Source organism: Ramlibacter agri (assembly GCF_012927085.1).
GTDB classification, from domain to species: Bacteria; Pseudomonadota; Gammaproteobacteria; order Burkholderiales; family Burkholderiaceae_C; genus Ramlibacter; species Ramlibacter agri.
On sequence record NZ_JABBFX010000002.1, the window covers coordinates 637,547 to 654,389 of the forward strand.

The 16,843-nt window shown below is 69.4% G+C and carries 14 protein-coding genes; 6 read left to right on the forward strand and 8 right to left on the reverse strand.

Annotated elements, in window-relative coordinates; genetic code table 11:
* Nucleotides 1-126: 126 nt before the first annotated feature.
* The 7 genes from HHL11_RS21485 to HHL11_RS21515 are packed head-to-tail and all read right to left on the reverse strand — an operon-like array spanning nt 127 to nt 8,436.
* A complete protein-coding gene (locus HHL11_RS21485) occupies nt 127-750 on the reverse strand; it encodes a class I SAM-dependent methyltransferase (protein WP_169420604.1) in 624 nt (207 codons plus the stop codon).
* Nucleotides 751-1,545 (reverse strand): SDR family NAD(P)-dependent oxidoreductase, encoded by a 795-nt coding sequence (locus tag HHL11_RS21490; protein ID WP_169420605.1) that lies wholly within the window; start codon nt 1,543-1,545, stop codon nt 751-753.
* Between the two features lie 30 nt (nt 1,546-1,575).
* On the reverse strand, nt 1,576-3,909 hold the full coding sequence (gene parC / locus HHL11_RS21495; RefSeq protein WP_169420606.1) for a DNA topoisomerase IV subunit A: 2,334 nt from the start codon (nt 3,907-3,909) through the stop codon (nt 1,576-1,578).
* Nucleotides 3,910-3,913: 4 nt separating this feature from the next.
* Nucleotides 3,914-5,071, reverse strand: coding sequence for a GGDEF domain-containing protein (locus HHL11_RS21500; protein ID WP_169420607.1), 1,158 nt, complete (start codon nt 5,069-5,071; stop codon nt 3,914-3,916).
* Complete coding sequence (locus HHL11_RS21505; protein ID WP_169420608.1) at nt 5,068-5,922, reverse strand: lytic transglycosylase domain-containing protein; 855 nt, start codon at nt 5,920-5,922, stop codon at nt 5,068-5,070. Before HHL11_RS21505 ends, HHL11_RS21500 begins: the two co-directional genes overlap by 4 nt.
* Complete coding sequence (locus tag HHL11_RS21510) at nt 5,919-6,470, reverse strand: GNAT family N-acetyltransferase (RefSeq protein ID WP_169420609.1); 552 nt, start codon at nt 6,468-6,470, stop codon at nt 5,919-5,921. Before HHL11_RS21510 ends, HHL11_RS21505 begins: the two co-directional genes overlap by 4 nt.
* Nucleotide 6,471: 1 nt before the next feature.
* Entirely contained in the window at nt 6,472-8,436 is a 1,965-nt protein-coding gene (locus tag HHL11_RS21515) for a DNA topoisomerase IV subunit B (protein WP_169420610.1), read from the reverse strand.
* 160 nt (nt 8,437-8,596) lie between these two features.
* On the opposite strand from HHL11_RS21515, the gene HHL11_RS21520 reads away from it, so the two are divergent.
* From HHL11_RS21520 to HHL11_RS21545, 6 genes are all read left to right on the forward strand, one after another.
* Nucleotides 8,597-9,820 carry an MFS transporter gene (locus HHL11_RS21520; protein WP_169420611.1) on the forward strand — a complete coding sequence of 408 codons (1,224 nt, stop codon included), beginning with the start codon at nt 8,597-8,599 and terminating at the stop codon, nt 9,818-9,820.
* A gap of 167 nt (nt 9,821-9,987) precedes the next feature.
* Nucleotides 9,988-10,794 (forward strand): SDR family oxidoreductase, encoded by an 807-nt coding sequence (locus tag HHL11_RS21525; RefSeq protein ID WP_169420612.1) that lies wholly within the window; start codon nt 9,988-9,990, stop codon nt 10,792-10,794.
* Nucleotides 10,795-10,796: 2 nt separating this feature from the next.
* The gene (locus tag HHL11_RS21530; RefSeq protein ID WP_169420613.1) at nt 10,797-11,333 is read left to right on the forward strand and encodes a class I SAM-dependent methyltransferase; all 537 of its coding nucleotides are present in this window, start codon (nt 10,797-10,799) and stop codon (nt 11,331-11,333) included.
* Between the two features lie 31 nt (nt 11,334-11,364).
* On the forward strand, nt 11,365-12,252 hold the full coding sequence (gene dapA, locus HHL11_RS21535) for a 4-hydroxy-tetrahydrodipicolinate synthase (RefSeq protein WP_169420614.1): 888 nt from the start codon (nt 11,365-11,367) through the stop codon (nt 12,250-12,252).
* Between the two features lie 24 nt (nt 12,253-12,276).
* On the forward strand, nt 12,277-13,353 hold the full coding sequence (gene bamC, locus HHL11_RS21540; RefSeq protein WP_169420615.1) for an outer membrane protein assembly factor BamC: 1,077 nt from the start codon (nt 12,277-12,279) through the stop codon (nt 13,351-13,353).
* Nucleotides 13,350-14,126, forward strand: a complete 777-nt coding sequence (locus HHL11_RS21545) for an MBL fold metallo-hydrolase (protein ID WP_169420616.1) — start codon at nt 13,350-13,352, stop codon at nt 14,124-14,126. The genes bamC and HHL11_RS21545 overlap by 4 nt, the downstream gene beginning before the upstream one ends.
* Here HHL11_RS21545 and HHL11_RS21550 read toward each other — a convergent pair whose 3' ends face one another.
* The gene (locus HHL11_RS21550) at nt 14,127-16,670 is read right to left on the reverse strand and encodes a two-partner secretion domain-containing protein (protein WP_169420617.1); all 2,544 of its coding nucleotides are present in this window, start codon (nt 16,668-16,670) and stop codon (nt 14,127-14,129) included.
* Nucleotides 16,671-16,843: the final 173 nt, after the last annotated feature.

The following is a 16,843-nucleotide window of genomic DNA, read 5'->3' on the forward strand; positions in this document are numbered from 1 at the left end:
GCGCGCGCACCTGCGCCACGCGCGGGGCGCGGCGGCGGGTGGTGATGATGCGCGAAAGAGTCATGCGCTCGAGTCTAGGCCGCAACGCGCCCGCGTGGGGCAATGCCCTTGCAATCCTTGCCAGAATCAGCGCTTGCGCCAGGCGCTGGCGAGCCAGGCCTGCTGCTCGCGCGGCAGTCCTTCGGGTCGGTAGTAATGCTCCAGTTCCTGGAACGACGCCGCCGCCAGGAAGGCGCGCCAGCCCTCGAGGCTGTGGAAGGCGCCGTAGCGCCCGCCGTACCAGCCCTCCTCGTCCTTCCCGCGCGGATTGGACGCGAACAGCACGCCGCCCGGCTTCAGCGTCGCATGCAGTTCGCTCAGCACGCGCGGCAAGGCTTCGCGCGGCACGTGGAACAGCGAGGCGTTGGCAAAGACTCCGTCGAAATGGTCGCCGGGCAGGTCCAGCGCGAGGAAATCCTGCTCCCACACCTCGCAGCCGCTGTGGACCCGCGCCAGCGCGGCCAGCGGCGGCGAACCTTCGAGGCCCACCGGCTCGTGTCCACGCGCACGCAGTGCCGCGAGATCACGCCCCGGGCCGCAACCGAAGTCGAGGATGCGGAATGGCGGCGCGCCCTCGATGTGGCGCAGCAGCGCAGCGATGTTCTGCGTGACATCGTGGTCGCGCGTGCCTTCCCAGAAGGCCTCGGCCCGTTCGTTGTAGTGCGCCAGCGTGCCGGTGGTGATACGTTGCAGGTGCTCAGGCAAGATCATTCAGAACACGCTCTTGACGACGCCGCCATCGACCCGCAGCGCGGCGCCCGTGGTGGCCGAAGCGAGCGGACTGGCGACATAGGCCACCAGCGAAGCCACTTCTTCCGGCGTCGCGAAGCGCTTGATCAGCGAGGTCGGCCGCATTGTCTGGAAAAATTCCTTCTCGACCTGCGCCTCGCTCTTGCCCTGCCCTTGCGCCAGCGCCTCGACGAAATCGCCGACACCGCGCGAGCGCGTCGGCCCGGGCAGCACGCTGTTGACCGTGATGCCGGTGCCCGCCAGCGACTCCGCGAGGCCTCGCGCCACCGCCAGTTGCGCCGTCTTCGTCACGCCGTAATGCACCATCTCCGCCGGGATCTGGATGCCGCTTTCGCTGGAGATGAAAATGATCCGGCCCCAGTTGGCCTGGCGCATCGCCGGCAGCAAGAGGCGCGCGAGGCGCACGCCGCTCAGCACGTTCACCTCGAAGAAGCGCATCCAGTCGGCGTCCGGGATCTCCTCGAAGGACTTGGGTTCGAAGATGCCCAGGTTGTTGACCAGGATCTGGATGCCGGGGTGCTCCTTCGCGACCTGTTCGGCCGCGGCAGCCGTGCCCAGGTCGCCGGCGAAGCCGCGCACGCTGATGTTGCCCGTGGCCGCGGCGATTTCGCGCACCGCCTGGTCGACCGAGGCCTGGGAGCGCCCGTTGACGATGACGGCCGCGCCCTCGGCGGCCAGCGCCGTCGCAATCGCGCGGCCGATGCCGGCGGTGCTGCCGGAGACGAGGGCAAGCTTGCCCTTGAGTTGCAGGTCCATGGCGTTCCCTCCTTCGTCGGGAACGCCTTTTTACTCCACCCGCACCACCGACAGCGGCTTGAAGCCCAGATCGGCCTGCTTGCCCTTGCGGCCGCGCGAACCCCTCGCGTTGTTCAGCGACCGGATCTCCAGCACTTCCTCGCGGTCCTTGTCGCCGCGTCCCAGCCCGATGATGCGGACCGAGCGCGAATAGGCGGCCGCACCGGCGAGTTCCTCCTTCGCCTCCAGGTCCATCAGCATCAGGCCGCGGCCGCCGTTGGCCATGGGCTTCAGCTCGGAGATCTCGAAGGTCAGGATGCGCTTGCCCGTGGACGCGCAGCACACATGCGTGGCCGGCGCCTGCGGCGGCACGTTGGCCTGCGAGGGACGGCACACCGTCTCCCCAGTGCCGAGCGACAGGAAGGACTTGCCGCCCTTCTGCCGCGACACCATGTTCTCCACCTGCGCCAGGAAGCCGTAGCCGCCGGAGTTGGACAGCAACAGCCAGTCCTTGGCCGAACCCGCGAAGTAGTGCACCAGCTGCGTGCCCGACTCCAGCTCGACGAAGGTCGTCAGCGGCTGGCCGTCACCGCGCGCGCCCGGCAGCACCGACACGGGCACCGAGTACACGCGGCCATTGCTGCCGAAAGCCAGCAAGGTATCGACCGTGCGGCATTCAAAGGTGCCATACAGTCCGTCGCCGGACTTGAACGCGAAGCTCGAAGCCTCGTGCCCATGCCCCTGGCGCGCGCGGACCCAGCCCTTCTGCGACACCACCACCGTCACCGGCTCGTCGACCACCTTCACTTCGGCCACGGCCTTCTTCTCGGCCTGGATCAGCGTGCGGCGCGCATCGCCGAAAGTCTTGGTGTCGGCCTCGATCTCCTTGACCATCAACCGGCGCAGCGTGGCCGGCGAACCCAGGATCTCTTCCAGCTTCTCCTGCTCGCCGCGCAGTTCCTTCAGCTCCTGTTCGATCTTGATCGCTTCCAGGCGCGCCAACTGGCGCAGCCGGATTTCCAGGATGTCCTCGGCCTGCCGCTCGGAGAGCTTGAAGCGCTCCATCAGCGCCTGCTTCGGCTCGTCGCTGTTGCGGATGATCCGGATCACCTCGTCGATGTTCAGCAGCACGAGCTGCCGGCCCTCGAGGATGTGGATGCGGTCCAGCACCTTGTCCAGGCGGTGCCGCGAGCGGCGCTCGATGGTGCGATGCCGGAACTCGATCCACTCTTCCAGCATCTGGCGCAGCGACTTCTGCACCGGCTTGCCGTCCAGGCCCACCATCGTCAGGTTGATCGGCGCGGACGTTTCCAGCGAGGTGTGCGCCAGCAGCGAGTTGACCAGGTCGTCCTGCGAGATCTTGCTGGTCTTGGGCTCGAACACCAGGCGCACCGGCGCGTCCTTGCTCGACTCGTCGCGCACCGTGTCCAGCACGGCCAGGATGGAGGCCTTCAGCTGCACCTGGTCCTGCGTCAGCGCCTTCTTGCCGGCCTTGACCTTGGGATTGGTGAGCTCCTCGATCTCCTCCAGCACCTTCTGCGTGCTCACGCCGGGCGGCAGCTCGTTGACCACCAGCTGCCATTGGCCGCGCGCCATCTCCTCGATCTTCCAGCGCGCCCGCACCTTCAGCGAGCCGCGGCCCGTGCCGTAAGCCTCCGCGATGTCCGTCGCGCTGGAGATGATCTGGCCGCCGCCCGGATAGTCCGGGCCGGGGACCAGGGCCAGCAGGTCCTCGTCAGGCAGCTTGGGGTTCTTGACCAAGGCCACGCAGGCCTCGGCCACTTCGCGCAGGTTGTGCGAGGGGATCTCGGTGGCCAGGCCCACGGCGATGCCGCTGGCGCCATTGAGCAGCGTGAAGGGCAGGCGCGCGGGCAACACCACCGGCTCCTGCGTGCTGCCGTCGTAGTTGAGGACGAATTCGACCGTGCCCTCGTCGATCTCGTCGAGCAGCAGGTTGGAGATCTTGGCCAGGCGCGCTTCGGTGTAGCGCATCGCCGCCGCGCCGTCGCCGTCGCGGCTGCCGAAGTTGCCCTGGCCGTCGATCAGCGGGTAGCGCTGCGCGAAGTCCTGCGCCATGCGCACCAGTGCGTCGTAGGCGGCCTGGTCGCCGTGCGGGTGGAAGCGGCCCAGCACGTCGCCGACCACCCGCGCGCTCTTCACCGGCTTGGCGCCCGCATTGCCGGCGCCGAAGCCCAGGCCCATGCGGTACATCGAGTACAGGATGCGCCGCTGCACCGGCTTCTGGCCGTCCGCCACGTCGGGCAGCGCGCGGCCCTTCACGACACTGAGGGCGTACTCCAGGTAGGCGCGCTGGGCGTAGGTGGCCAGGTCGAGGCCGCTGCCATCGTCGCCGTCATCGGCTAGGGTGAGTAGTTCTTGCTCCATGGCTCTACAGGGTGCTGAAGTCGGTCCGGACGAGCATCTCGTCCTGGCTCAGGGTTGCGATGCGCCGCTCGTTGCGCGCCTGCAGCTCGGCGTCGAGCCGGGCGTTGAGGCGATGCAGCAGCAGCTTGGGAGGAATCTCGTCGACGGGCACCGGGCCCAGCGCGATGCGGAAGCGCAGGTACTCCGCCGGCGCGGCGGCCAGCGGCTCCTTCAGGCCCGCGGACAGGATGCGCGTGGCCACGGTGGCTGCGGCCTGGCCGGGCGCCGCCCCCTCGGCCAGCACGCCGATGCGGGCGTGCGCCAACCGCGCGGCGACGTCGCCGTCCCGCAGCAGCGCCTCGCGCACACGGCTGGCGGCGGCCAGCACGGCAGCCTCCGCCGTCTCGGGGCCGAACTCGTGCGCGATCGCGGGCAGGTTCTCGATGTGCACGATCATCAGCACGCTCGGATGCCCGTAGCGCTTGGTGAGGTGGCGCGCCGCCTGCACGCGCTCGGCGAGCACCAGCGGCGTGGCCAGGCCGGTCAGCGGGTCGATGGTGTTGCGGGCCTGGATGCGCGCACGGGTCTCGCCATACAGGCGGCCGCGCCAGCTGGTGCCGATGTAGATGCAGCCGGTCCACAACGTCAGCAGCACGGCCAGCTCCAGTGCCTCGGCCATGCCGGCCAGCGGTTGTTCCAGCAGCGTGCTCCCTGCAGCCGCCAGCAGCGCCAGCAAGCCGGGCGCCAGCCACCAGGCCCAGGGCTGGCTTTGCAACCAGGCGCGTTGCAGGACCAGCAGCACCACGACGAGCCACAGCAGCACGCCGCCTGCCGCGAACCAGGCGCTGAAGGTGGAAAGCGCCGCGAGCACCGGCAGAGCCACCGCGCTGGCGCCCAGCAGCCAGCGCCGGCGCGTACGCAGTCCGCCGGCATGGCTCACCAGGTCCAGCAGTTGCAGGCCCGCGAGCGCCAGCACCAGCAGCAGCACCGCGCGCGGCTGCACCGGCCAGTGCGCCAGCAGCGCCTGCAGCGCCAGCGCCGACATCAGGGTGGCCGCCGCGTGCAGCAGCAGCGGGCGCTCGCGCCAGGCCACGGCCATCACGACGCAGAGGACAACGACCAGCAGCTGCGCGCCCACGCAGGCGCCCAGCCACAAAGGCGCGGCTTCGAGGCGGTCGGTCATCGGGCCGCGACGGGATCGGGGGAAGAAGGAGCGCCGGCGCTCATGCCCGCCGGCAGGTTGCCGCGCCCGCGCGCGCCGCCGACCGGCACGTTGTCCTCGGCGGACGTGCCCGGCAGTTCCATGCGCACGCGCGTCGGCACGCGCGGATTCGAGCCGCCACCCCCCAGCGACGCGGGCGGCTTGAGCATCTGGTACAGCTGCATCACGGTCTTCACGTAGTTCTGCGTTTCGCGGAAGTTGGGGATGCGGTTGCCGGCGCGCTGCACGGCGCCCTCGCCCGCGTTGTAGGCGGCCAGGGCCAGCTCCAGCTGGCCGGGGAACATCTTCATCAGGTCGTGCAGGTAGCGCGCGCCCAGCCGCACGTTGGTGCGCGGGTCGGTCAGCTTCTTTTCCACGGGCGCCTTGCGGTCGCCGGTGAGGCCATAGCGTTCGGCGGTGGCCGGCATGATCTGCATCAGGCCCACAGCGCCCTTGGGCGAGACGGCGCCGGTGTCGAAGCCGGACTCGGTGGCGATCAGCGCCTGCAGCAGCTCGAAGTCCAGCCCCTGCTCGCTGGCGGCGGCGCGCAGGTGCGGCTTGACGATCTTGTAGGTGGACGAGATCTCGAAGAAGGCGACCAGCTTGGCCGGCGCCGTGGGCACGGCCACCGGCCGCGGCGTCCCTTGCTGCAGGCCGGCGCTGGTGTCGAAGCTCTCGCCGCCGCGGAAGAACAGCTCGTAGCGCTCGTCCACTTTCTCGGCGGCGAAATGGGCCACGCCTTTTTCGTCGACGTAGCCCCAGACTTCGGCTCGCGCCGCAGCGGCGCCCAGCATCAGGGCTGCTGCAAGCGCGAACGCCAGCCCGCGCTTCATCCGCGCAACTCCAGGCCTTGCGCCCGCCGCTGCCGGAACTCGTTCGCCAGCATGGACATCACGACCATCGATTCGAAGCCGTCGTCCAGCTTCACCGCCTCGCGCAGCACGCCCTCGACGACGAAGCCCTCGCTGTCGTACAAGGCCTTGGCGCGCGTGTTGCGCTGCTTCACGTCCAGCCACAGGCGGTGCGCGCCGAGGTCGTCGAAAGCCACCTTCTTCACCACGCGCAGCGAGGCGCGGCCGAGGCCGCGGCCCTTGGACCGCACCACCATGCGTTTCAGCTCCAGCGACTGGTGCGGGCTGCGGCAGCCGATCAGGATGACGAAGCCGGCCGCCTCCAGGCCCGGACCGGCTTCCACGATGAAATGGCGGAAGTCCGGGAAGCGGATGGCCGCCTCGTGCTGGGTCCGTTCCCAGGGCGTGATGAAGGGCAGGTTTTCGGGGTCCTGCTCCAGCGACAGCACGAAGGCGATGTCGCTCTGCATGGTCGGCCGCAGCCGCACGCGCAAGGCGGCGGTATCGTTGGCGGATGCGGCCGGGTGCATGTCAGATGTCGATTTCGACGGCGTCGCCGTGCAGTTCCATCAGCTCGCGCCGCGCCGCGGCCTCGCCCTTGCCCATCAGCTTGGTGATCAGCGACTCGGTGCCGGAGAAATCCAATTTGCCCAGCTGCACCGGCAGCAGGCGGCGGGTGTCGGGGTTCAGCGTGGTTTCCCACAGCTGCTCGGCGCTCATCTCCCCCAGGCCCTTGAAACGGCTGATGCTCCACTTGCCCTCGCCCACGCCTTCCTTGCGCAGCTTGTCGAGGATGTGCGTGAGCTCGCCTTCGTCCAGCGCGTACATCTTGGACGCCGGCTTCTTGCCGCGCGCCGGCGCGTCCACGCGGAAAAGCGGCGGCCGCGCGATGTAGACGTTCCCCGACTCGATGAGCTTGGGGAAGTGGCGGAAGAAGAGCGTGAGCAGCAGCACCTGGATATGCGACCCGTCGACGTCGGCGTCCGAGAGGATGCAGATCTTGCCGTATCGCAGGCCGCTCAGGTCCACGTTATCGCTGGGACCATGGGGATCGACGCCGATCGCCACGGAGATGTCATGGATTTCGTTGTTGGCGAACAGGCGGTCGCGCTCGACCTCCCAGGTGTTCAGCACCTTGCCGCGCAGCGGCAGGATGGCCTGGCTTTCCTTGTCGCGGCCCATCTTGGCGCTGCCGCCGGCGGAGTCGCCCTCGACCAGGAAGACCTCGTTGTGCGCGAGGTCCTTGCTTTCGCAGTCGGTCAGCTTGCCGGGCAGCACGGCCACGCCGGAGCCCTTGCGCTTCTCGACCTTCTGGCCGGCCCGCTGGCGCGACTGCGCAGCCTTGATGGCCAGTTCGGCCAGCTTCTTGCCGTAGTCGACGTGCTGGTTCAGCCACAGCTCCAGCGCCGGCCGCACGAAGCTCGACACCAGGCGGACGGCGTCGCGCGAATTCAGGCGTTCCTTGATCTGGCCCTGGAACTGCGGGTCCAGCACCTTGGCGGAGAGCACGTAGGAGGCGCGGGCGAACACGTCCTCGGGCAGCAGCTTCACGCCCTTGGGCTGCAGGTTGTGCAACTCGATGAAGCTCTTGACCGCGTTGAACAGGCCGTCGCGCAGGCCGCTGTCGTGCGTGCCGCCGGCGGTGGTCGGGATCAGGTTGACGTAGCTTTCGCGCACCGGCTGGCCGTCTTCGGTGAAGGCCACGCACCAGGAGGCGCCCTCGCCTTCGGCGAAGTTGTCGTTGCTGTCGGCGAAGCCCTCGCCCTCGAACAGCGGGATCACCGGGTCGGCCGTCAGCGTCTGCATCAGGTAGTCGCGCAGGCCGCCCTTGTACTGCCAGGTCTGGGTGTCCTTCTTCTTCTCGTCGGTGAGCGACACCGTGACGCCCGGCATCAGCACCGCCTTGCTGCGCAGCAGGTGGGCCAGCTCGTTCATCGGCAAGGCCGTCGTCTCGAAGTACTTGGCGTCCGGCCAGACGCGGACCGTGGTGCCCTGCTTGCGGTCCTCGGGGCCGATCTTGCGCTTCTTCAGCTTTTCCTCGACGTCGCCGCCGGCAAACACCATGCTGCCCGCCTCGCCCTCGCGGAAGCTGGTGACTTCCAGCCGCCTGGCCAGCGCGTTGGTCACCGACACGCCCACGCCGTGCAGGCCGCCGGAGAAGCTGTAGGCCCCGCCCTTGCCCTTGTCGAACTTGCCCCCCGCGTGCAGGCGCGTGTAGACCAGTTCGATCACCGGCGCCTTCTCTTCGGGGTGCAGGCCGATCGGGATGCCGCGGCCGTCGTCCTCCACGCTCACGGAGCCGTCCGTGTGCAGGAAGACCTTGATGCGCTTGCCGTGTCCGGCCAGGGCTTCGTCCGCCGCGTTGTCCAGGACTTCCTGGATGATGTGCAGCGGGTTGTCCGTACGCGTGTACATGCCGGGCCGCTGCTTGACGGGCTCGAGGCCCTTCAGCACCCGGATGGAACCTTCGGAATACTCGGATGGTTTCGTCGCCATATGCGAGGCGCATTGTAGCCACGGCTTCCTGCGCCACTGGATGCGTATCCAGTTGTTTGTCGCATTCATGCCGCGCCATCATCAATGGGCACCAAAGATTTCAACAGGGTTGTCCGGCCCGCGGCAAGCGATCCCCGATTCCGGCCCCGACAATCTCGCGATGCAGAATCCGCCCGCTCCCAAGCTCTCGATGGCGCAGGTGCTCGCCTGCGGCGCCTTCATCGTCACCCTGTCCATGGGCATCCGCCACGGCTTCGGCCTGTGGCTGCAGCCGATCACGCAGGCCCAGGGCTGGACGCGGGAGACCTTCGCCTTCGCGCTGGCCATCCAGAACCTGGCCTGGGGCTTTGCCGGCATCTTCGCCGGCATGCTGGCGGACCGCTTCGGCGCGTTCCGGGTGCTGCTGATGGGAGCGGTGCTGTATGCGCTGGGCCTGGCGGGCATGGCGCTGTCGCGCGATCCCTTTGTCTTCACCCTCACCACAGGCGTCCTGATCGGCATGGCGCAGGCCGGCACGACCTACGCCGTGATCTACGGCATCATCGGCCGCCAGATTCCCCCGGAGCGCCGGTCCTGGGCGATGGGCGTGGCGGCGGCGGCCGGCTCCTTCGGCCAGTTCCTGATGGTGCCGGTGGAAGGCTTCCTGATCGACCGCTTCGGCTGGCAGCAGGCGCTGGTGATGCTGTCCTTCGTGGTGCTGGCGATAGTTCCGCTGGCCTTCGGCCTGCGCGAGCCGGGCTTCGGCGGCGGCGTCGCGCCGAAGCGCGAACAGACGATCCTGCAGGCGCTGGGCGAGGCCTTCAAGTACCCCAGCTTCCAGCTGCTGATGGCGGGCTATTTCGTCTGCGGCTTCCAGGTGGTGTTCATCGGCGTGCACATGCCCTCCTATTTGAAGGACAAGGGCATGTCGCCGCAGGTGGCCAGCTACGCGCTGGCGCTGATCGGCCTGTTCAACGTGTTCGGCACCTATGCCGCGGGCATGCTGGGGCAGCGCTTCGCCAAGCGCAAGATCCTGGCTTCCATCTACCTGGGGCGTTCGATCGCGATCGCGCTGTTCCTGGCGGCGCCGCTGTCGCCGCTGTCGGTGTACCTGTTCTCCGCGGTCATCGGCCTGCTGTGGCTGTCGACGGTGCCTTCGACCAACGCGGTCATTGCCAACATCTTCGGCGTGGCGCATTTGTCGATGCTGGGCGGCTTCGTCTTCTTCAGCCACCAGATCGGTTCCTTCCTCGGCGTCTGGCTGGGCGGCTACCTGTATGACCGGACCGGCAGCTACGACATCGTCTGGTACCTGGCGATCGCGCTGGGCGTGTTCGCGGCGCTGGTGAACCTGCCGGTGCGGGAAGCGCCGATCGCGCGCGGGACCGTGCCGCAGGCGGCGTGATGAAGAAGGCGCTGGCCTATGGCGCCGCGGTGGTGGTGCTGCTGGCCGTGTTTGCGCTCTATGCGCAGCCCCGGATGATGGTGACGGTGGGGAACATGATCTGGGCGTGCTTCCAGTGAGGTGAAGCCCGGGATGACAAAGGCGGAGGCCGGGTTACATTCCCGCCCATGAACGTCACCGTCATCACCGGAGCCTCGGACGGCATAGGCGCGGAAGTCGCCCGCCAGCTGGCCGCGAAAGCCCAGGCCGCCCTTGTCCTCGCCGGCCGCAGCCAGGAGAAGCTGGACGCCGTCGCCGCCCAGTGCCGCGAGCGCGGCGCGCAGGTGCTCACGATGGCCATGGATGTCGCGCAGGAGACGCAGTGCCGCGGCCTGGTCGCCGCCGCCGTCGAACGCTTCGGCCGGATCGACAGCCTGATCAACAACGCCGGCATCTCGGCGCAGGCGCTGTTCGAGGACGTCAAGGCGGAAGACCTGCACTGGTACGAAGACCTGATGCGGGTGAACCTGTGGGGCTCCGTCTGGTGCACCCACGCCGCCCTGCCCCACCTGAAGCAAAGCCGCGGCCGCATCGTGGCGGTCGGTTCGCTGGCCGGCCTGGTGGGCGTGCCGGGGCGCACCGCCTACAGCGCCAGCAAGTTCGCCATGACCGGCTTCTTCGAGGCGCTGCGGGCGGAGCTGAAAAGCGCCGGCGTCAGCGTGACCACGGCCTACCCCGGCGTCGTCGCCACCCAGATCCGCTACCGCGGCTACAACGCCCAGGGCCAGGCCGCCGGCTCCAGCGGCCTGAAGGAAGAAGGCGCGATGAGCGTGGAGGAATGCGCGCGCCTGATCGTCGACGGCATGGAGCAGCGCCGGCGCGAAGTGGTGATGACCGCCAAGGGCAAGCTGGGGCGCTTCATGAAGCTGCTGGTGCCGGGCGTGGTGGAAGGCATCGCGCTGCAGGCGCTGAAGCAGGAAGTCAGGCCGCATTGAGCATGCACGGGACCGAAGAAGCCTCGGCCTGGGTCCGCCGCTGGACCCATCTGGTCCCCGCGGGCGGCGCCGTGCTGGACGTCGCCTGCGGGCGCGGCCGCCACATGCGCTGGTTCGCGCAGCAAGGCCATCCCGTCACCGGCGTCGACCGCGACCCGGACGCGATCGAAGCGGTGCGCGACACCGGCGAAGCCGTGCTGGCCGACATCGAGGACGGCCCCTGGCCTTTCGCCGGCCGCAGCTTCGCCGGCGTGGTCGTGACGAATTACCTGTGGCGCCCGCGCCTTCCGGACATCGTGGCCGCCGTCGCCCCGGGCGGCGTCCTGGTCTACGAGACCTTCGCCCGGGGCAACGAGACCGTCGGCAAGCCGAGCCGCCCGGATTTCCTGCTGGCTCCGGGCGAGCTGCTGCAGGCCTGCCAGGGCCTGCGGGTAGTCGCCTACGAGGGCGGCTTCCTGGCCGCCCCGGACCGCTTCGTCCAGCGGATCGCCGCCGTCCGCGCCGTCCCCGGGGCTACACCGGGCCGATACATGCTCTAGCCTACAATCGCGCATTCCCCGGGAACCGTTAATGACTCCGATTACAGGCAGCATCGTGGCCCTCGTGACGCCGATGCACGAGGACGGCAGCGTCGACTATCCGGCGCTGCGCAAGCTCGTCGACTGGCACATCGCCGAAGGGACCGACTGCATCGGCGTGGTCGGCACCACCGGCGAGTCGCCCACCGTCGACGTCGAGGAACACCAGGAGATCATCCGCGTCTCCGTGGAGCAGGCCAAGGGCCGCGTTCCGATCATGGCCGGCTGCGGCGCCAACAGCACCGCGGAAGCCATCGCGCTCGCGAAATATGCGCGCAAGGTCGGCGCCGACTGCCAACTGCAGGTCGTGCCCTACTACAACAAGCCCACGCAGGAAGGCCAGTACCAGCACTTCAAGGCGATCGCCGAAGCGACCGGCGACCTGCCCATGGTGCTTTACAACGTTCCCGGCCGCACCGTGGCGGACATGCAGCACGACACCGTGCTGCGCCTGGCGCAGGTGCCCGGCATCGTCGGCATCAAGGAAGCCACCGGCAACATCGAGCGTGCGCAGTGGCTGATCCGCGAAGCCCCCCAGGGCTTCGCCATCTATTCCGGGGACGACCCGACCGCCGTGGCGCTGATGCTGTGCGGCGGCCAGGGCAACATCAGCGTGACGGCCAACGTGGCGCCGCGCCAGATGCACGAGCTGTGCAAGGCCGCCATCGCCGGCGACCGCAAGCGGGCGATGGAGATCCAGTTCCAGCTGATGCCGCTGCACAAGCATTTGTTCGTCGAGGCGAACCCGATTCCCGTGAAGTGGGCCATGGCCCGCATGGGCCTCATGGGCGGCGCCATTCGCCTGCCGATGACGCCGCTGGCCAAGGCCAACGAGGCCGTCGTCGAAGGCGCGCTGCGCGCCGCCGGCGTGCTGGCCTGAGCAAGACCTGGAAGGATTCCGAACGTGAAGTTTCAGTTGAAGTTGGGCCTGCTGGCCCTGGTTGCCACCCTCGCCGCCTGCTCCTCGCTGGAAGGCGACAAGGTCGATTACAAGAGCGCGGGCAAGGGCGTGTCGCTCGAAGTGCCGCCCGACCTGACGCAGTTGTCGCGCGAGTCGCGCTACGTCGTGCCCGGCGGCGCGGTCTCTGCGAACGCCTACCAGGTCGGCACCTCCGTGCCCAACCTGCCGACGGCCGCCACAGCCATCGGCGACGTGCGCGTGGAGCGTGACGGCAACCAGCGCTGGCTGGTGGTGAACCGCCCGGCCGACCAGCTGTGGGGCCCGGTGCGCGACTTCTGGCAGGAGAACGGCTTCCTGCTGGCGATGGACCAGCCGAACCTGGGCATCATGGAAACGGACTGGGCCGAGAACCGCGCCAAGCTCCCGCAGGACTTCATCCGCCAGTCGCTGGGCAAGATGCTCGACTCGCTGTATTCCACCTCCGAGCGCGACAAGTTCCGCACCCGCTTCGAGCGTTCCGCCAACGGCGGCACCGAGATCTTCATCAGCCACCGCGGCATGGTCGAGGTCTACAGCAACAACCAGAAGGACCAGACCGTCTGGCAGCCGCGCGCGAGCGACCCCGAGCTGGAAGCCGAGTTCCTGCGCCGCCTGATGGTCAAGCTGGGCGTGCCGCAGCAGCAGGTGGCCGCCGCCGCCGCCAGCTCGCCGGACAAGCCGACCTCGCGCGTGGCAACCGTGAACAACCAGCCAGTGGTGGTGGTGGACGAAGGCTTCGACCGCGCCTGGCGCCGCGTCGGCCTGGCGCTGGACCGCACCGGCTTCACAGTGGAAGACCGCGACCGCAGCCAGGGCACGTACTTCGTGCGCTACGTGCCGCCGAACGCGGACAAGAAGGACCCGGGCTTCTTCGGCAAGCTGTTCAGCAGCAGCAAGACGGAGCAGCCGCTGAAGTACCGCATCGCACTGAAGACCGAGGGCGAAAAGACCACGGTGTCCGTGCTGAACGCCAGCGGGGCGCCGGAGACCTCGGCCAATGCGCAGCGCATCGTCCAGGTCATCGCCGACGACTTGAAGTGATCCGCTTCAAGAGCCTGGGGAGTGGCAGCTCAGGCAATGCCACGGTGATCCAGGCTCGCTGCGGCACCCAGCTGGTCCACCTGCTGGTGGACTGCGGGCTGGGCATCCGCGAGCTGGACAAGCGCCTGGGCGCCGCCGGCATGATGGCCGAACAGATCGACGCCATCTTCATCACCCACGAACACGCCGACCACATCGGCTGCGCGCAGCGGCTCGCGCTGCGCGAGCGCATTCCCGTCTACATGAGCGCCGGCACCTACGCCGGCGTGCGCGAGCCGGACCTCGACGGGCTGCTGCATATCGCGCGCGACGGCCAGGCCATCGCCATCGGCGCGCTGCAGGTGCGGCCCTTCACCGTACCGCACGACGCCCGCGAACCGCTGCAGCTCACCTGCACCGACGGCGACACGCGCCTGGGCGTGCTGACCGACCTGGGCCACGCGAGCGCGCACGTGATGCAGGAGCTGGCCGGCTGCCGCACCATGCTGCTGGAGTGCAACCACGACGAAGCCATGCTGATGGATGGCCCTTATCCGCCTTTCCTGAAGCGCCGCGTGGCCGGCGCCTGGGGCCACCTGGCCAACAGCGCCGCCGCGCTGATCGCGCAGGGGCTGCTCTCCAGCGGCTTGCAGCAGGTGGTGGCGGCGCACCTGAGCGAGCAGAACAACAAGCCGGAGCTGGTGCGCGCCGCGCTGGCCGAGGCCCTGGCCTGCGGTGCGGACGACATCTACGTCGCCGACGGCGCCACCGGCAGCGGCTGGCTCACCGCCTGATCATTCCGTGCGGCACGCCACGGGCGTGAGCACCACGCGGCGCTTGCCGCGGTCCTGCGTCTCCAGGCTGGAACTCAGGGGCTGAGCGTTCGCTGCGGCCGCGAGGTATTCCTGCGTGGCCGCCAGCGGTTCGCGGATGGCCGCTTGCACCGGCTCGGGCTGCTGCGCGAGAGGCGCGGCGGCGACGGGCGCCAGGTCGCCGGCGCCGCCTTCCTGCTTGTTCGGCTTTCCGCCGGTGGACTGGCCGGCGCCGTTGCCGGACTGGCCGTTGCCCTGGCCGTTGGCGTTGGCGCTGCTTTGGCCGTTGCCGTTGCCGTTGCCTTGGCCATTGCCGTTGCCGTTGCCCGGACCAGCGGATAAGTCACCAGTAGCTGGTGCTGGCGCTGGCGCTCCCGCCCCCACCAGCACCTGCGTTCCCTGGGCCTGCCAGTTGAAGCCCGGGAAAGCCGGCGCGGTGAACCGGCTGAAGCGGCCCGTGATCGCCGCTGCCTGCAGCACGCCGTAACCGTCGCCCGCGGCGGGCGCGTAGCCGCCCAGCGGGTTGAGCGACAGCATGCCATCCAGCTTGGCATTGCCGCTCACCAGCAAGCGGTCGTAGCTGCCGGGGCCCGCCACGTCGATCTCCAGTTGCGTCGCCGGCGTGATGTCGAGATCACCGAGCACCCGCAGGTCGCCGACCGCGCCCGGGCCACCGGGCCGCAGCGCACCGTCGTTCTGCAGCTTGCCGCCGCCCAGGGCCAGGGTCCCGCTGCCCGCGAGCGAACCCGAGGCGAGGTTGTGCAGGTCCGAGCTGCCGGTCGCGAGCACGGCCCCCGCGCCGAGGACGATGGCCGCATCGCTGTCGATCTTGCCGCTGGCGCTGATGTCCACCTGCGTGCCGGCCCCGAACACCTGGCTGCCTGACAGGTTCACGTTCTTGCCCGCGATGCTGATCGCCCCGCCCGCCGATGCCAGTGCCGCGTTCACGTGCACATTGGAGCCCGCGGCGCTCAGCGTGATCGTGCCGCCCGCCGTCGTGATGCGGTCCGTGTCGATGTTGTGGCCGTTGCCCGCGGTGACGAGCTCCACCTTGCCGCTGCCCTGGGTGCGGATCGGCATGCCCGCGAGCTGGATGCCGCTGCCGCCGCCCGAGCCCACGATTTCCAGGCGCAGGTCGCGGTCGGGCGCGATCAGCAGCTCGTTGCTGGTGAAGCTGCCGTTCGCCTTGATGCTCTTGTTCGCCTGGATGTCCACGTTCGCGTTCAGGGCCTGCAGGTCGCCCTGGTAGACCGTGTAGGCGCCGGTCACCTGCGCGGCGAGGTCGCCGAGCGGGTCGAGCAGTGGCAGCGGGTCGTTGCCGCCCTGGATGGTCACGTCGTCGGGATCCAGCAGCAGCCTGCCCTTGGGCCCGTCGGCCGCGCCCAGGTCCACCTTGCCGCGGAAGACCAGCTGCCGCCGCCCCGACACTTCCGCGCGCCCGCCGGCGCCGCCCGGCCCCGCGCCGAGCGCGCTCAGCGTGCCGCCGAAGCGCGTCGTGTCCTCGCTCCAGGCCACCACCGTACCGCCAGGCCCGTGCAGCGTGGCATCGGCCTTGAGCAGCGCGCCCTCTTCCACGTCGACCGTCTGCGCGTTGCGGATGCGCGCGTCGCCGCCCTGCCAGCCGCCGCCCAGCAGGATCTCGCCGCCGCCGTTGGCGTGGCTCACGTCGATGGACGTCGAGGACTTCAACACGAGGCGCTCCGCGCTCGCCAGCACGCTGCCGCCTTGTGCCGGCGCAGTGGCCCGGATGCTGCCCGCAATCTCCGCTTGCGCGCCGCCCTGCAGCACCACCTTGCCGCTCTCGGCCTGGGCGCCTTGCGCGCTGATCGAGCCGCTGTGCTGCAGCAGGCTCGCGAAGATGGCGACCGAGTCGCCCTCCAGCCGCCCGAGGTTGATGGCGCGGTCGCTGGGTGCGCGCACTTCGAAGCGGATGCCCTCCAGTCCGCGTCCGGTCAGGTACACCTTGCGGCCCGCGGCCAGGATGACGTCACCGCCCTGCGCTCGCACGACGGCAGGCGCGCCCACCTGCACCTGCGGGCCGATCAGCACCACGTCGCCATTCTTCGCCAGCACCTGGCCCTCCACGGAGAGCTTGCCGCCGCCGGCGCCAGCCGTGTCGCCGGCGCCGAAGTTCAGCCGGCCCGCGATCATGTCCGCGGTAGACATGGGCAGCGTGGATGCGGTGAAGCCGGCCGTGTCCACTACCGCGCCCGGTCCCACGGCGATGCCGGCCGGGTTCACCAGCACGAGCCTGCCGTTGGAGCCCAGCGTGCCGAGGATGCTGCTCGGGTCGGGCCCCGTGACGCGATTGATGGAGGTGCTCAGCGCGTCCGGTTGCGCGAAGTAGACCTTGCCTTGGGCGGGTACGGAGAAGCTGCGCCAGTCGATGGCCGAGTGGCGCGTGCCGGCTCCATTGCCGGTCGTGATGGTGGTGTGCGCGCCGTCCTGCTGGAGCGTTGCCGTGCCGTGGAGCACGCTCATCCCGACGGGTTGCGCCAGCGAGACGGTGCCGAATGCAGCTGCCACCGCGCCTGCGAGTGCGCGCCGTGCGAACAGCCGGGAAGAACAGGGCCTGCGAAACATCCTCTTTCCCATCGCAACGTCTGGCAATGGGAAGAGTGTTCGCGCGCGCCCCCGCTGCCTGGACGGCGCGAAGGCGCGACTGCGTGTCGGACGATGACTACACCCGCACTGGGCCG

Coding starts and splice junctions, on each gene's coding strand:
- HHL11_RS21485 (WP_169420604.1), bottom strand. CDS start 750: ATGATCTTGCCTGAGCACCTGCAACGTATCACCACCGGCACGCTGGCG.
- HHL11_RS21505 (WP_169420608.1), bottom strand. CDS start 5,922: ATGAAGCGCGGGCTGGCGTTCGCGCTTGCAGCAGCCCTGATGCTGGGC.
- HHL11_RS21530 (WP_169420613.1), top strand. CDS start 10,797: ATGCACGGGACCGAAGAAGCCTCGGCCTGGGTCCGCCGCTGGACCCAT.
- HHL11_RS21500 (WP_169420607.1), bottom strand. CDS start 5,071: ATGACCGACCGCCTCGAAGCCGCGCCTTTGTGGCTGGGCGCCTGCGTG.
- HHL11_RS21490 (WP_169420605.1), bottom strand. CDS start 1,545: ATGGACCTGCAACTCAAGGGCAAGCTTGCCCTCGTCTCCGGCAGCACC.
- HHL11_RS21520 (WP_169420611.1), top strand. CDS start 8,597: ATGCAGAATCCGCCCGCTCCCAAGCTCTCGATGGCGCAGGTGCTCGCC.
- parC (WP_169420606.1), bottom strand. CDS start 3,909: ATGGAGCAAGAACTACTCACCCTAGCCGATGACGGCGACGATGGCAGC.
- HHL11_RS21525 (WP_169420612.1), top strand. CDS start 9,988: ATGAACGTCACCGTCATCACCGGAGCCTCGGACGGCATAGGCGCGGAA.
- HHL11_RS21510 (WP_169420609.1), bottom strand. CDS start 6,470: ATGCACCCGGCCGCATCCGCCAACGATACCGCCGCCTTGCGCGTGCGG.
- HHL11_RS21515 (WP_169420610.1), bottom strand. CDS start 8,436: ATGGCGACGAAACCATCCGAGTATTCCGAAGGTTCCATCCGGGTGCTG.
- dapA (WP_169420614.1), top strand. CDS start 11,365: ATGACTCCGATTACAGGCAGCATCGTGGCCCTCGTGACGCCGATGCAC.